The following is a 13,728-nucleotide window of genomic DNA, read 5'->3' as shown; positions in this document are numbered from 1 at the left end:
GGAGTTGTGTGACATGCTGGATTTAGTCATTAACAATGGCCGGATTGCGGATGGGTCGGGTAATCCCTGGTTTTTTGGAAGCGTTGGCATAAAAGACGGAATCATCGTGGAGGTCGGTGCAGTAACGAGTGAGAGCCGGAAAACCATTGATGCCAAACGGAATATCGTTTCCCCGGGTTTTATTGACGGGCACTCTCATTCGGACCTGCTTGTTCTAAATCACCCGATGATGGATATGAAGCTGCAGCAGGGTGTGACAACCGAAGTAGTCGGAAACTGCGGGCTTGCTCCAGCTCCTATTGTTCCCAAATACGGGACACTGCTGAAGGAATACATACAGCCGGTTGTCGGTGAAACGCAGTGGGAATGGCCATGGCAATCTGTAGCGGAGTATATCAGGGAATTGGACAATACAGGAATTTCTGAAAATGTATCAACCTATGTAGCTCACGGCGCTATCCGGATTGCTGCGATGGGCTTTGCCGGCCGTCCTGCTGGCACGCAGGAGATCAGCTTGATGAAGGAAATGCTTGAAGAAGGGATGAAGGCAGGCGCGATCGGCTTGTCGATCGGCCTGCTGTATTCCCCTGGAAGGTATGCGTCCAAGAAAGAACTGGCAGAACTATGCAAAGTACTGCCCAAGTATAACGGAATACTGGCCACCCATATCCGGGGAGAAGGAAATAACCTGATTTCCTCTATAAAAGAAGTTATCTGGATTGCGGAAAAAGCAGGGGTTCCTCTTCAGGTAAGCCATTTAAAAGCCGCAGGAAGGCGAAATTGGGGCGATGTGATGGAAGCGATGCATTTGCTCGATGAGGCCAGCGCCAGAGGACTCGATGTGACCTGTGATGTGTATCCGTATGATGCCGGATCTACATCGCTTACCACGCTGCTGCCTCCCTGGAGCCTGGAAGGAGGAATTCCCGATTGCCTTGACCGGATCAGAGAGCCCGCTGCACGGCGGAAAATGATACAGGAGCTCGGAGAAGAGCAGGAGGAGTGGGACAATCTCGTTGTTTCTACCGGCTGGGATAACGTGGTCGTTTCTTCCCTTTCCCGCCATAAAAAATGGGAAGGAAAAAGCATCGAAGCGATCAGCAGAGAAAGCGCAAAAAGTCCTGCTGACACGGCATTGGATTTACTGGAAGAAGAGAATGGGATGGTTTCAATTATCTACTATCACATGTCCAATGAAGATGTAGAGCAGGTAGTGAAATGGGATCGTTCGCTCATTATTTCAGACAGCCTAGGATGTGAAACAGGGAAACCGCATCCCCGTTCTTTCGGAACCTTTCCACGCCTTTTTTCCAAATATGTACGCGAAGACAAGTCGCTTTCGCTGGAACAGGCGATCCGCAAAGTAACCTCTTTTCCGGCACAGCGGTTTTCCCTCGGTAAAAGAGGGTTAATCGTTCCCGGCTACCATGCCGATTTAACGATATTTGATGAGAACAGGATCAATGACACAGCGACATATCAGAATCCCATCCAGCAACCTGAAGGGATTTCCCACGTGATTGTTAACGGGATACTGACGATTAAAGACAAAGAAAATCTCAGACAGACAGGCGGCATGGCAATTAAAGCCGCAGCAGCAAGGTGTCTGTGCGGAAATCATACAAAACAGGAGGCAGCTCATGGCTAACATTGAACAGAAACTCAAGGAACTTGGAATCGAACTGCAAAAAGCTCCTCCGCCGGGAGCGGTATATGTACCGGCTAAAACGGTTGGAAACCTGGTCTATACGTCCGGTGCCGACTGCAGGATTAATGGGGAACTGATGTATAAAGGCAAAGTGGGAAGCGATCTGACCGTGGAACAAGGATATAAAGCAGCAAGGCAGACGATGATTAACCTTCTGGCTGTTTTAAAGGAGCACATCGGAGATCTTGACCGGATCAAACAAGTTGTGAAATTGCTGGCCTTTGTGAATTCGGCCGACGGGTTCGTGGAGCAGCCTTATGTCATAAACGGGGCGTCAGAGCTGCTTGAAAAAGTCTTTGGAGAAAAAGGAAAGCACGCCAGGTCGGCCATTTCCTCCAATGAACTGCCGTTTAATACCCCGGTGGAAATAGAGATGATCGTTGAGATTGAGTAGGTGCAGGGCATAAAACAACAAAGGGGAGCAGGACAATGGAAAATAACCAGGGAATTTATTTAGGTGTTTTTATCGCGTTTACGATCCTTATGATAGTTGTTGGCCTATGGGTCTCAAGAAAGGTCAAAAGCGGGGAAGACTTTTTGATGGGAGGCAGGGGCTTAAGCCTGCCTCTGCTCATCGGAACAACTATTGCCACATTGGTTGGAACCGGATCAAGTATGGGTGCGGTTGGGTTTGCCTATACGAACGGCTGGGCGGGAGCACTTTATGGCATCGGCGGTTCCATTGGAATGTTTGTTCTTTTGCTCTTGTTTGCCGACGTTCGAAAATACAACTTTATGACCTATTCAGAAGAATTGAGCTTTTATTTCGGAGGAAACAAACTGATAAAAGGATTGACCTCAATTATCCTTTACATCGCCTCTATAGGCTGGCTTGGCGCACACATCATGGGAGGAAGTTTGTATCTGTCCTGGATCACCGGCATGGATCCCTTGCTGGCCAAAATCATTACCGCTCTTGGATTTGCTGTTTACACTTTTATCGGCGGATATCTGGCCGTTGTTTATACTGATACGATTCAGGGCGTCATTCTCTTCCTTGGATTTATTCTCCTCACCGTACTAACACTCACGAAAATTGGCGGGTACAGCCACATTTCACGTGAAGCTCCTGCAGAAATGGTATCGTTCCTTGGTGTGGAACAAATGGGAGTCATCCCGGCCGTTTCGCTGGCAGTAGTGATCGCTGTCGGGGTACTGGCCACACCTTCTTACCGTCACCGAATTTATTCCAGTGACAGCACTTCTACCGTGAAAAAGGGGTTTCTCGTTTCTGGCATCCTGTTTGTTCTGTTCTCGTTTTTTCCATCCATCATTGGAATGGCCGCTCACATTATGAATCCTGATATTGAAGCGGGCTATGCCTTTCCATATCTTGCGACAGAAGTATTTCCCGTATGGATCGGTGCCATTGTGCTCACGGCAGGTTTAAGTGCCACCATGTCATCAGGCAGCTCGGATTTCATTGCTGCGGTTACGATTCTTTTAGGAGATGTTTATCAGGTTTTCACCGGAAAGAACCCCGAAAAGGAAAAGATGATCGTGTACTCAAGAATTGCCCTTGTAATTACTCTTGTAATTGCTTTCCTCTTTACCCTCGGTTCTAACAGCATCATCGGGTACATATCCAATTTTGTTTCTACCGTCATGTCAGGACTTCTCGTCGCTTCCATCCTCGGAAAGTTTTGGCCGCGGGTGACTTGGCAGGGAGGACTGGCAAGCTTGCTTTGCGGCTCGATTACCTCTTTTCTTCTATTGCAAAGCCCGAAATCACTTGCCTTTTGGGGTAACCCGATTCTTCCGTCCCTGGCTGTTGCCTTGTTTGCTGGAGTTGTAGTCAGTCTATTAACTCCGCATAACAACATATCCAAAGAAGATGTTTTAAAGAAGCTGGCTAAGGACCGTGAGATGATCAACACTTCATCGAGTGACGAGGTATTCGGCAATAAGGAAATAACACCATAAAATGAAAAAGCAGTGTCCCCGGAGTAGGGAGGTCACTGCTTTCTTATTCGTTTTAGGATTTTCTAGCCATTTCTTTTAGTGATTGATTAATATCATACAAAAATTTAAGTACAATGATAGATAAAACAAGAGGAATTAAGGAAAAACCCCAAGTGAATAATCCTTGTAAAATAAATCCTGCATTAAAGCACAGTAATCGAGCCGCGAAAAACACCAAGATAAGCAGTATTGGCACTAAAAACCAAAGATAATTCTTTTTCATCCTAACGCCCTTTATCTTTTTTTCATAAATCATAAAAAAGTAAACAACTATACATCCTTCTCATTCATGATTATATAATAAAAGAGCACTGAAATGGAATATTTTAGGCAATTACTCGTTGTTTTTTTCTCTTGGAAGAAGATTTGCTCGGAAAAATGCCAATATTACCGTGATGCGAACGTTTGTTCCTTTTTAAATTTTATAAAAATGAATCCAATCTTAATGAGTGTTCAATATAATAAATGCTCCTAATAAATTACATTTATTGCTATAATCGGTTTAGGAATACTGGTGAGGAGGTGCAAAGTGAAGAGAAACTATCTTTGGTTTTTAATCCCGATCGTTGTAATCATGGTATTTATGGTCAGTCAGTTGATGGCTCCAGTAAAGATAGGTGAAGTACTCGCTGTTATCATATTTTCAATCATTTCTGGCAGCACTATAGGTCTTGTTTTATCGTTCGTAAATAAAAGCATGTTTAGAAGCAAGAGGAGCTAATAAATGAAAGGGCAGTGGAATTAAACTTTGGCACATATCACAGCAGCAATCTACATATCATTTGGAGTTCTCTATTATTTTATCTTTCTATTGTATGATTTCGATATACCTTTTGAAGTCAGTATAGTGCCCTTCCTCTTTATTGGGATAGGGATTTGCTACTTATTTAATGAACTAAGAAAAAAGATTAAAGGAGGAGCCTAAATTAGGCTTCTTTTTATGGGAGAAGGATTGCAGAGAAAGATTTGATTTAGTTTTTGATATAACAATACCCTGTGACGAAAAGAACAAAAATTTTAAAAAGACTTGAGGAACATTCTAAAGATAAAGTTAATTATTTTTCAAATCATATCAATAGAAGTTAACCAATTTGTGAGGTAAGTAATATGTTAGTTTGTAATATCAAATGACTTTATAGAAGGTTGGTAATTAATGAAAAAAATATTAGTTGTTTGGGTAGCTCTTTGTTGTGCAGTGCTTTCTGGATGTGGAATAACGGCCGGTGAATCACCGAAAACTTCTGCACAAAGTTCGGAGCAAAACACAAAAACCACATCACACAGTTCCGAACAGAAAACAAAACCAGCTGTAAAGAAATCAACATCTAAAAAAGCAACACCTTCAGAAGTACCAGAAGCGGGTGAGACTATCACTGGTGTTTGGCTGGCAACAGGAAAACAGGATGGGGTAAGCAGCAATTGGTACTTTAATAACAGACAATTAACCGTTAATTACGTGTACCACTTTTCTTATGCAATCGCTACAAATAAAGATTCCCATGGGTATACTGTTGTAACGATAAAAAATAGCCAAGGCAAGCAGCAACATGCTTTGTTATTAAAAAGAAACGGCAGTAATTTTAAAGGTATAACTGCTGAAGGAGAGGCCTATAACAAATACTTAGCTGATGGCACAGTGCCAGAAGGACAGATTATCGAATTTGCAGTCCAAAAGAATGCCTGGGGAAGTATGGATGAAGCTATTAATTTTTATGAAAACACTTATAAGAATACGAATAATGAAATTTCTAAAGAAATTCTATGGGAAAATTACCGAAGAGATTTGTGGAGTTTGGTTAAGGAAGGAACTTCAGGCAATAAGATAACTTTACACTGGACGAATATCGGCGGAGCTGGGGGAAGCTATAATCAATTTGTTAAAAAAGATGAAACCACAGAAATTACGTTGTTCGATGGAAATGCTCAGTATCCCAATCATCCTACAATAAGATACACGGTTCGAAATTCAGATTATAAAGTGATTAAGAGATTAAGACAGTAGAATTGTGGAAGCAATAGTAGTTAATATCCCGGAACTATTTCCAACGATATAGTGGAGAACCCACCTTGAGGTGTCAAGGATCCATGTCAATCAGTTAATTGCTCTCACAAATGTATTTTATTCTTTTGTTGCTTGATTTCATTCTTGCCAATGAAAAATAATCTCTTTTTAAAATTGCGAAAGGGACGTTTGTTCTTATAATTGAATTAGATAGGTAAAGGAGATGATTGGCATGAAAAAAAGTAAATGTACTATGAGTGTTCCTGAAATATTAAAAATGTATCGGAACGGATGCAATACTAAAGAAATTTCATTAAAGGCTAATGTTTCAACCAGGTATATTAATCAAATTCTAAAAAAACATCAAGTAGAAAGACCGTCTCATAGTAGTTGGCTAAGGACATATTCAGTCAATGAAGATTATTTTAAGAATTGGTCAGCTAGTATGGCTTATATATTGGGCTTTTTTGTCGCTGATGGAACCATTCCAAAGGATATCCAATCTATAAGTTTTTCACAAAAGGATAGGTGTATTTTAGATAAAATAAAAATAGAAATGCAATCTACACATCCAATAATTAAGAATAATAAAACTGCAGTTCACATTTTGAATATTAATAGCAAAGTGTTAAAGGAAGATCTTATGCTAATCCATGGTATAGGATCAAATAAATCATTAAACGTACAATTTCCGTATGTACCTAATGAGTATGTTAGCCATTTTATTAGAGGCTACTTTGATGGAGATGGGAATATATATACTAGGGGCAATATGGTTAGCTTTGTAGGCGGGTCTTTACTATTTATGACAAAGCTGTCAAAAGTGTTGTCTGAACGTGATTTAAATCCATATTTGCAAACAACGAATAATCACTACCGTATTTACATCAGTGGGAGGAAAACGATAAAACAGTTTTATGAATGGATTTATCAAGATAAAACGCTATTCTTGGCCAGGAAGTTTAATGCGTTTAAAGATAAAGATTTAAATAGTGAATTGTTGAATAATAAACATTTGAAAACTACAAAAAAAGCTGTGCAATTAAGAAAAGATCTGTTTATTAAGATATACAGAGAAACTAATTGTATTAAAACCGCATGTAATCAAGTCGGTATACTAATACCAACCTTGAAAAGATGGATAAAAACTGATGAAGTTTTTGCAAAAGAAATACTTAGGCCTAAAGATGGGGAATGATCCCCTCAAACTTTAAAAAAATTCTAGTAGACATAATATATATTCTAGGAAGCTATGTAGAAGAACTAAATTACTGTATCAATTGATAAGTTTTCTAAGGATAATGAGACAAAACGGAAAAATTTGCTTATTGGTGTTTCTGGTACAATTGAAAAACAATAATCTTTGTCTGTTCTTATCAATCATCATTTTTTTCCGTAGCCGATTACATAACTTGCAAACAAACAAAAAATGACCGCTGCTTCGCAATGATCATTTTTTGTCTATCACATTTATTTAAAATGAGTTTTAAAGGGTTTTATTAACGGTTGGCTGTATAATTGCCTGCATTTTTGGTATTGCTGAACTATTTTAATTGAATTTTTTTCAATAAGGTGAACTCTTTCGTATAGATCAAGCAAAAGAAGTTCTGAACCGGTGGAAACTACATATTCCTCAAGTCCCAGTGATTGAAAAAGGTCAAATACTTTAAATCGGTATCCCAATGCAATACAAGGTACTTTCGCAGTTAGTGACATCATATTGGCATGCAGCTTGAAGTTAATGGAAAATGTGCATCTCGATAATTTTGTCATTAATTGGTCCTCGGTATATACGGTTGGATCGTAAGTTACATGATCCGGGTCATTAATTCTTTCAAATAAACGCTTGGAAGCTCCCCTGTCACTTCCCCATACCACATACAACCAAATTTTGTATCCAGATTGAATGAGTTTCCTTGCAATTTGAACAAGTGCATCTTCAACCGCTTGTTCATTCTGGCCATATAATCTATTATATGTGGTTCCCCAGTTGATTGCTACGATCCTTTCTTTTTTCAATGTAACAGATGGCGGTTTCAGCAATAGGCCAGGATCTCCAATGATTTCAATATTAGAGGGATCGGCTCCAATCATTTCCATTACTTTTTGGGTAAGTGGCCCCCTTATGCCTACCATTGGGATTCGGGACATTGTTTTTACCATTAACTCAACATCACTGTCTTTAAAATTTTGCTGAAAGGACGGAGTTTTTCCTTCCAGCATCAATTTTAATTGATCTTCCCCAATCCAATCCAGCCCGCTTCCCCAAATAAATACATCTTTCTCCAGGTCCAAGGCGCTCTTCAATACAGCAATATAGCCTGGAAGCAGCAACGATCCTCCCCCCAACACGACAATATCATAGTCCTCAACCTTTTTGATATCAACGCCTGGCAAAGACGGGATGATTTTAAATTGTTTTTCATTTAAATACTTCTTACTTAAATCCTGAAACAAGTGATACAATAATTCATCACCCAGATTGCCAAAGCCAATCCAGCCGATATATAATACTTTTTTCACAAAGAATCCCCCTTTAATACTGACTGATAAAGATCCAGCAGATTGTCTGCACGGAATTGGATATTAAAATCGCGCTGCATCCATTCCCTGGATTCTTCCCCCGCTTTTTTGAGCTTGTCCTCCGATGAAAAAAGTACTCGAATATCCTGAGCAAAAATGTATCTGCTGCATGGCTGTCTTGAACCATGATCACCAAAATAACAATGCCAGGCTTCCTCAAAGTTTTCTGCATCAACGATCCCGAAATAGCCGTGACTCCCTGCAGCAATCACCGGTTTTCCGCATGCCATGGATTCAAGCGCGATCCTCCCTGTTCCCACAACACAGTCTGCCAGTGAATAATACCGCTGCATGTCATATTTCTCACCCAAAATGTGAATGAAAGGCTCCTTCGTTGTTTGATGAATACTAGAAGCTATTTCCTTAATTTCACCAATGCGCGGCCCCCCTCCAACTACTACTACCTGCAATTCCGGTTGAGTCGTTAATTTCAAATCCTTGCAGGCCCTGAGAAAAGTCATACAGACCGTAGCTTTTCCCCACGCCAACCGGCTGCTATAGACAAGTACCTGGGCATGATCAGGGATCCCAAGTTCTTTTTTTAATTTTGATGAATCTATGGATGAATACTCGTTTAAGTCAATGCCATTGGCAATCACTGTTCCGTTTTGACCGGTTAACCTGGCGATGAATTGCTGAATGGGAAGACTGACACAGACAATGCGTGAGGATAAGGGCAGAACCTTTAACAGTTCAGGACGTGAATAATAGGTGCCATGCACGGTAAAAACCGTAGGTATGTTTTGCTCTTTGGCTGCAAGAAAGGATAGAAAAGCAGAGGGTGTTTGATGTCCATGAACGAGGTTAATGTTTTCAAGCTGCATAATTTTTTTTATTTTTTCTACATGTTCATATTGAAGTTCATCTTCAATATTCAAATTATATGGAAAATCAATGTGATAAACAGGACAGCCTAGCTGCTTAACCTGGTTAAGCAAAGAACCTCCCCTGCTTAGAATGACGACGTAATTACCCCGCCTTATCATTTCTTCTGCAAGGCTTGCCACATGCGTTTCTGTCCCTCCCACATCCAGTCCGTCCAGGACCATAAGCACTCGCAAAGGTACATTTATCATTACTCCTTACTTCCTTTGCCAAAAAACTTGCGTGACCGCTGTTTGGAATGCTCACGATAATAATAGAGAACATCTCGAATATTGTTGATTTTAAGTTTGGCGTTCAGGCATTTGGCAATAAATTCATAGTCCTCTGCCCCTTTAATTCTTCTGGTTGGACCTCCAAGTTGGTCAAACGTCTCCCCACGGAACATGATTGTTCCGTGGCATACACAATGGCCCCCATTCCAATACACCTTGGGAATGTCTTCACCATATTTCAGCCAAAATACACTTTTTTGCTGATCAAAGTTCCCATCCAAAAACGTCTTGTAATTGGTACCAACCAGTACAGTATCTTGATTTTCTTGCAAGAATTCCACTTGTTTCTCAATACGTTGCGGATGAGAGAGATCATCGCCATCCTGTACAGCAATGTATTCTCCTGAAGATAAAAAGTAGCCTGTGGTTAATGCACCGGAAAACCCGGTATTCCTTGGAAGATTGATTAATTCCACTGGAAAGGCAGGTTTGTTTTTTTTAATCCAACCCCGGACCTTATCCGCCGAGCGGTCTAAAGATGCGTCATTAACAATAATCACTTCGATATTTTTATAGGTTTGATTCAATAGACTGGTAAGGCAGTCTTCAATATAAGGTTCAATATTATAGCAGGTTACGATAATACTTACTAACCCTGGTTTTCTTTGAAAAAGCATATTAATCACCTCGGACATACTATATGTACGAAGACTAGGAATGGTGTGGCAAATCTAGTAAATTATTAAAAATGATGAAAAAGCATATTTTATAAAACTAGTGAAGGAAACTAGTACCATTTAGTAGTCTTAACATACCTTGAAGAGTACGAAATTGTACAATTCATGTGAAAGGATGATCAGATTGCCACAAAATTTATTTATAAAAAAAATGTTAAAGAATACTGTAAATCAAAATGACGATAATACTGGATTAAGAGATTTACTTCTTTCTCTTCTCAATTCCAATGTTATTGTTACCACCAATTTCAGTGCCGTTTCCGGTCTGTTAACCGATGTGAAAGCAGATTACATTATTCTTCAAGAAGTAGACGGCAGCTTCCTATTAATTTCATTCAGTAACATTGACCTTGTTACCAGTCAATCAGGGGGTGCTCAATAATGGCTGCTGAATTTTTAAATGAACAGCTTGCATTATACCTTGGAAAACCAATAATGGTCGCAACAAGCACGACGGTTGTAGACGGTGTTTTACAGCGTATTCGTACGGACGCTGTCGAGATCGCGCAAGATGCTTCAGCATACGAAAGTATATCTCAGGTTTCCATTATCCCTATCGATTCTATCAACTATGTAAGAGTAACCACCTTAACGCCATAAAAAAATCCCCTGGTAAAGACCTCACGTCTTCCAGGGGATTTTAATTATTTAAAAGGATTTGATATTCTGCTCAAAGGCTGTACCAACAGAATTCTTGATCCGTTTGAGGTCCCCTCCTATAGAACGAAGGGTGTATAACCCAAAGGGCAGAATTTCTTCTTCAACCGTTTTTCCTGAAGTCCTGTATTCCCAGTCCACCAGGTCATAAAACGGAAACCACGTATAACCGACAATGTTCTTTCCGTGTTCTCTTCCCTTCTTTAACACATCCAGGCTTTCGTTAAGCCAACTTATTCTTTCCTGTTCCGTTCCCCGATAACTGGTCTCAGTAATAAACACTGGTTTATCATACCGTTTAATAAACCGGTCAATGATGTCCATTAAATCCTCCGCTGTTCCCATTACATGAGGAAAATAAGCACCTGAAGAGGCGATTTCAGTCTGATGAACACTAAATTGCGGATAAAAGTTAATGCCGGCAACATCCAGGTCAATCTTATTTTCTAAAAACCAGTAAACCTGCTCATCCGTAACACCGTGTTCCTGAATCCATGGCAGCAGGATTCTGTTTTCGCTCAATTTCCCCTGAATCATCTCCCATGAAAACATGGAAAGCTCGCTCCATTTTTTTCGTTCAAGCTCCAGAGAATCGTCACGGTCATACGCAGGATAATACTTTTTGGTAGCATCAACATGAACAGCAATGCTTTCAGGATGGATGGATTTAACTTCTTCCACCGTATGAATGATCCCTTTTCCAAGCTGAATCATCAGCTGATTGAAACCTTTCAGTCCTGTCTGGTAGGGCGGCCATTTTCCAAGCAGCCCGCAATATTCCGCGTTCACATACGGCTCGTTCAGTGGTGTGAAATAAAGAGTTACGTCTTTATAGCGCTGAAAAAAGGCACGGGCAAAGCGGGCCACAGCTTCCGGAAACTCTGGATTTAGGAACTCTTGTTTCAGCCAGAGTGGCGTGCCGTAATGCATCAAATCAATAATTGGGACGAGATCACGGTGCTCCCGGAAGTAATCCATCACCTGGTCTACCCATGACCAGGTATACTGACCCTTTGTTTCTTCTACCGCATGCCAGGGTATTCCGTAACGAATCATGGCTGCTCCCGAATTTCTTGCCAAATCCAGGTCGCCTTTCCATTTTTCATAATGCTGGGTCAAGGCATATTCATCCAAGGGGCGTTCGCCCCGCTCGGTCTGGGTTACAAAGGTATCTTCAATTCCAACCGCAAAAGCAAAGTCCTTCATACGTTATCACCCTTGATCATTCACAGATTTGATTTTAGAAAGCTCACATTTTGGTTTGCGGTCATAGGTGAGGAGCCCGTTGATTTCTTGTTCAACATCGGTCAGCTGCGTGTAACAAAAGCCCTGCACAACAGAAGACGTCATTAAGGCTTCGGTTACTTTCCTGTACTCCTCAACCAGCTCTTCTCCACTTTCAACAGAAGAATAGCCCCATCCCTCTGCTGACACTTTATATGCAATGCCTCCGTATTCGGTTATCATAATCGGCTCATTTTGATAGCTGAAGCCCTGCGCGTAGATGGTACGGTTGGCAGGCTCGGTTGTAATGGCACTTTCTGTGGTTGCATAGGCTTTTTCCATCTCCGCTGGTGACTGATAATTATGAATGCCGCAAATATCGGATTGGGTATGTTCCCACCCCTCATTTGACAGAACCGGACGGGTCGCATCAAGAGACTTCGTCAAATGATACATGGCAAGTGAATGGGCCTGCTGCTGAGCATCACGTCCGACCCTCGAGATTCCCCAGCTTTCGTTGAGTGGAACCCAGACAACCAGGGAAGGATGGCTGTAATCCCGTTTAACCGCTTCAATCCACTCAAGTGTAAGTCGGGCGGCAGCCTGTTCACTGTATTCGGCGGCATTGGCCATTTCACCCCAAACAAGAAACCCTAATTTATCCGCGTGATAAAAATACCGTGGGTCCTCTATCTTTTGATGTTTTCTGGCTCCGTTAAATCCCATCTCTTTGGCCAGCAGAATATCGTTTTTTAAATCTTCGTCACTGGGAGCCGTCAGCAGGCCGGTTGGAAAGTATCCCTGATCCAGGACGAGCTTTTGGTAATAAGGTTTGTTGTTTAATAGAATTTTTCCGTTTTCGATCGAGATTTTTCTCATTCCAAAATAGCTGGTAATCACATCAAGCGTGGATGCTTCATCACGCAACACGAGTTCCACATCAAACAGGTTGGGGCTCTCTGGCGACCAATACCATCCCGCTCCATGGATATTGCTTCTCTCTGTAAAACGGCTTCGGAGGTCAATGCTTCGTTTGGTATAGGTGTCCTGCAATGATAGTAAATCATGAATGATCACTTTTCCTCCAAAGGAGATACGCACCTCTGCCTTCAAATTTTCAATGAGGCGGCTTACCTCGAGCTCCATCCCGATGGATCCGATATCAATATCCGGTGTCCACCGTATGGAAGCGAAATGGACAGGATCTACCGGTTCAAGCCATACCGTCTGCCATATCCCTGTGGTTCTTGTATAAAAGATGGATTCTGATTGTTCTTTCCAATATTGCTTGCCCCGCGGAATGGTTTCATCCTCTGAGGGATCTTCCACCCGAACAACAAGCTCATTTTTATTGCTTTCATTCAGGTACGGTGTGATGTTATGCGAAAATGAGGTATGGCCGCCTTCATGAAAACCGACGAGAGAACCGTTCACATAAACCCATGACCGGTAATCCACCGCACCAAAATGAAGGTACAGTTCTTTTCCTTTCCAATCATCAGGAATCAGAAGCTCACGTTCGTACCAGACCACATCGTGAAAAGCTGTTTGGTGAATCCCGCTCTCTTCGCATTGATAGGCAAACGGAACCTGGATTTTTAAAGCATCTTCAGGTAATCCCTGCCTGTACCATCCTTTTTTCATTCCTTCGTTTTCATCGTCAAAAATAAAGTTCCATTCCCCGTTCAAATTCAACCAATTTTCCCGCTGAAATTGGGGACGTGGGTACTCGCTGCGTTTTTGTGTCATCAATTTGCC

13 protein-coding genes are annotated in these 13,728 nt (G+C 41.4%); 8 read left to right on the top strand and 5 right to left on the bottom strand.

Going from position 1 to position 13,728, the window contains the following annotated elements:
• Positions 1 to 13 precede the first annotated feature (13 nt).
• The 6 genes from QYB97_RS01055 (at position 14) to QYB97_RS01030 (ending at position 6,870) form a co-directional block, all read left to right on the top strand.
• Complete coding sequence (locus tag QYB97_RS01055; RefSeq protein ID WP_301164106.1) at positions 14 to 1,648, top strand: N-acyl-D-amino-acid deacylase family protein; 1,635 nt, start codon at positions 14 to 16, stop codon at positions 1,646 to 1,648.
• Positions 1,641 to 2,102 (top strand): RidA family protein, encoded by a 462-nt coding sequence (locus QYB97_RS01050; protein WP_301164105.1) that lies wholly within the window; start codon positions 1,641 to 1,643, stop codon positions 2,100 to 2,102. Before QYB97_RS01055 ends, QYB97_RS01050 begins: the two co-directional genes overlap by 8 nt.
• A 35-nt stretch (positions 2,103 to 2,137) precedes the next feature.
• Complete coding sequence (locus QYB97_RS01045) at positions 2,138 to 3,631, top strand: sodium:solute symporter family protein (RefSeq protein WP_301164104.1); 1,494 nt, start codon at positions 2,138 to 2,140, stop codon at positions 3,629 to 3,631.
• 568 nt (positions 3,632 to 4,199) lie between these two features.
• Positions 4,200 to 4,391, top strand: coding sequence for a hypothetical protein (locus tag QYB97_RS01040; protein ID WP_301164103.1), 192 nt, complete (start codon positions 4,200 to 4,202; stop codon positions 4,389 to 4,391).
• A 432-nt stretch (positions 4,392 to 4,823) separates the two neighbouring features.
• Positions 4,824 to 5,672 carry a hypothetical protein gene (locus QYB97_RS01035; protein WP_301164102.1) on the top strand — a complete coding sequence of 283 codons (849 nt, stop codon included), beginning with the start codon at positions 4,824 to 4,826 and terminating at the stop codon, positions 5,670 to 5,672.
• A 232-nt stretch (positions 5,673 to 5,904) separates the two neighbouring features.
• A complete protein-coding gene (locus QYB97_RS01030) occupies positions 5,905 to 6,870 on the top strand; it encodes an LAGLIDADG family homing endonuclease (protein ID WP_301164101.1) in 966 nt (321 codons plus the stop codon).
• Between the two features lie 272 nt (positions 6,871 to 7,142).
• Here the strand turns inward: QYB97_RS01030 and QYB97_RS01025 are convergent, their stop codons facing one another.
• The 3 genes from QYB97_RS01025 to QYB97_RS01015 are packed head-to-tail and all read right to left on the bottom strand — an operon-like array spanning position 7,143 to position 10,029.
• Positions 7,143 to 8,195: a polysaccharide pyruvyl transferase family protein gene (locus tag QYB97_RS01025; protein ID WP_301164100.1), complete on the bottom strand. Its 1,053-nt coding sequence runs from the start codon at positions 8,193 to 8,195 to the stop codon at positions 7,143 to 7,145.
• Positions 8,192 to 9,331, bottom strand: coding sequence for a glycosyltransferase (locus tag QYB97_RS01020; protein ID WP_301164099.1), 1,140 nt, complete (start codon positions 9,329 to 9,331; stop codon positions 8,192 to 8,194). Before QYB97_RS01020 ends, QYB97_RS01025 begins: the two co-directional genes overlap by 4 nt.
• Positions 9,331 to 10,029 carry a glycosyltransferase family 2 protein gene (locus QYB97_RS01015; RefSeq protein WP_301164098.1) on the bottom strand — a complete coding sequence of 233 codons (699 nt, stop codon included), beginning with the start codon at positions 10,027 to 10,029 and terminating at the stop codon, positions 9,331 to 9,333. The genes QYB97_RS01020 and QYB97_RS01015 overlap by 1 nt, the downstream gene beginning before the upstream one ends.
• A gap of 184 nt (positions 10,030 to 10,213) precedes the next feature.
• Here QYB97_RS01015 and QYB97_RS01010 point away from each other — a divergent pair, with 184 nt between their 5' ends.
• Positions 10,214 to 10,471, top strand: a complete 258-nt coding sequence (locus QYB97_RS01010; protein WP_301164097.1) for a DUF2642 domain-containing protein — start codon at positions 10,214 to 10,216, stop codon at positions 10,469 to 10,471.
• Positions 10,471 to 10,689: a hypothetical protein gene (locus tag QYB97_RS01005; RefSeq protein WP_301164096.1), complete on the top strand. Its 219-nt coding sequence runs from the start codon at positions 10,471 to 10,473 to the stop codon at positions 10,687 to 10,689. Before QYB97_RS01010 ends, QYB97_RS01005 begins: the two co-directional genes overlap by 1 nt.
• Positions 10,690 to 10,737: 48 nt before the next feature.
• Here QYB97_RS01005 and QYB97_RS01000 read toward each other — a convergent pair whose 3' ends face one another.
• Positions 10,738 to 11,952 (bottom strand): family 1 glycosylhydrolase, encoded by a 1,215-nt coding sequence (locus QYB97_RS01000; protein ID WP_301164095.1) that lies wholly within the window; start codon positions 11,950 to 11,952, stop codon positions 10,738 to 10,740.
• 6 nt (positions 11,953 to 11,958) lie between these two features.
• Entirely contained in the window at positions 11,959 to 13,719 is a 1,761-nt protein-coding gene (locus QYB97_RS00995) for a glycoside hydrolase family 2 protein (protein WP_301164094.1), read from the bottom strand.
• Between the last annotated feature and the right edge of the window lie 9 nt (positions 13,720 to 13,728).

It is taken from the genome of Fictibacillus fluitans, from assembly GCF_030418125.1.
Classification (GTDB): Bacteria; Bacillota; Bacilli; order Bacillales; family Fictibacillaceae; genus Fictibacillus_C; species Fictibacillus_C fluitans.
This window is presented reverse-complemented; position numbering and strand designations above follow the sequence as displayed.

What these genes read in the sequence shown, in the direction of transcription:
- QYB97_RS01045 (WP_301164104.1), top strand. Translation starts at nt 2,138, where the DNA reads ATGGAAAATAACCAGGGAATTTATTTAGGTGTTTTTATCGCGTTTACG.
- QYB97_RS01030 (WP_301164101.1), top strand. Translation starts at nt 5,905, where the DNA reads ATGAAAAAAAGTAAATGTACTATGAGTGTTCCTGAAATATTAAAAATG.
- QYB97_RS01015 (WP_301164098.1), bottom strand. Translation starts at nt 10,029, where the DNA reads ATGCTTTTTCAAAGAAAACCAGGGTTAGTAAGTATTATCGTAACCTGC.
- QYB97_RS01035 (WP_301164102.1), top strand. Translation starts at nt 4,824, where the DNA reads ATGAAAAAAATATTAGTTGTTTGGGTAGCTCTTTGTTGTGCAGTGCTT.
- QYB97_RS01050 (WP_301164105.1), top strand. Translation starts at nt 1,641, where the DNA reads ATGGCTAACATTGAACAGAAACTCAAGGAACTTGGAATCGAACTGCAA.
- QYB97_RS00995 (WP_301164094.1), bottom strand. Translation starts at nt 13,719, where the DNA reads ATGACACAAAAACGCAGCGAGTACCCACGTCCCCAATTTCAGCGGGAA.
- QYB97_RS01005 (WP_301164096.1), top strand. Translation starts at nt 10,471, where the DNA reads ATGGCTGCTGAATTTTTAAATGAACAGCTTGCATTATACCTTGGAAAA.
- QYB97_RS01020 (WP_301164099.1), bottom strand. Translation starts at nt 9,331, where the DNA reads ATGATAAATGTACCTTTGCGAGTGCTTATGGTCCTGGACGGACTGGAT.
- QYB97_RS01000 (WP_301164095.1), bottom strand. Translation starts at nt 11,952, where the DNA reads ATGAAGGACTTTGCTTTTGCGGTTGGAATTGAAGATACCTTTGTAACC.
- QYB97_RS01055 (WP_301164106.1), top strand. Translation starts at nt 14, where the DNA reads ATGCTGGATTTAGTCATTAACAATGGCCGGATTGCGGATGGGTCGGGT.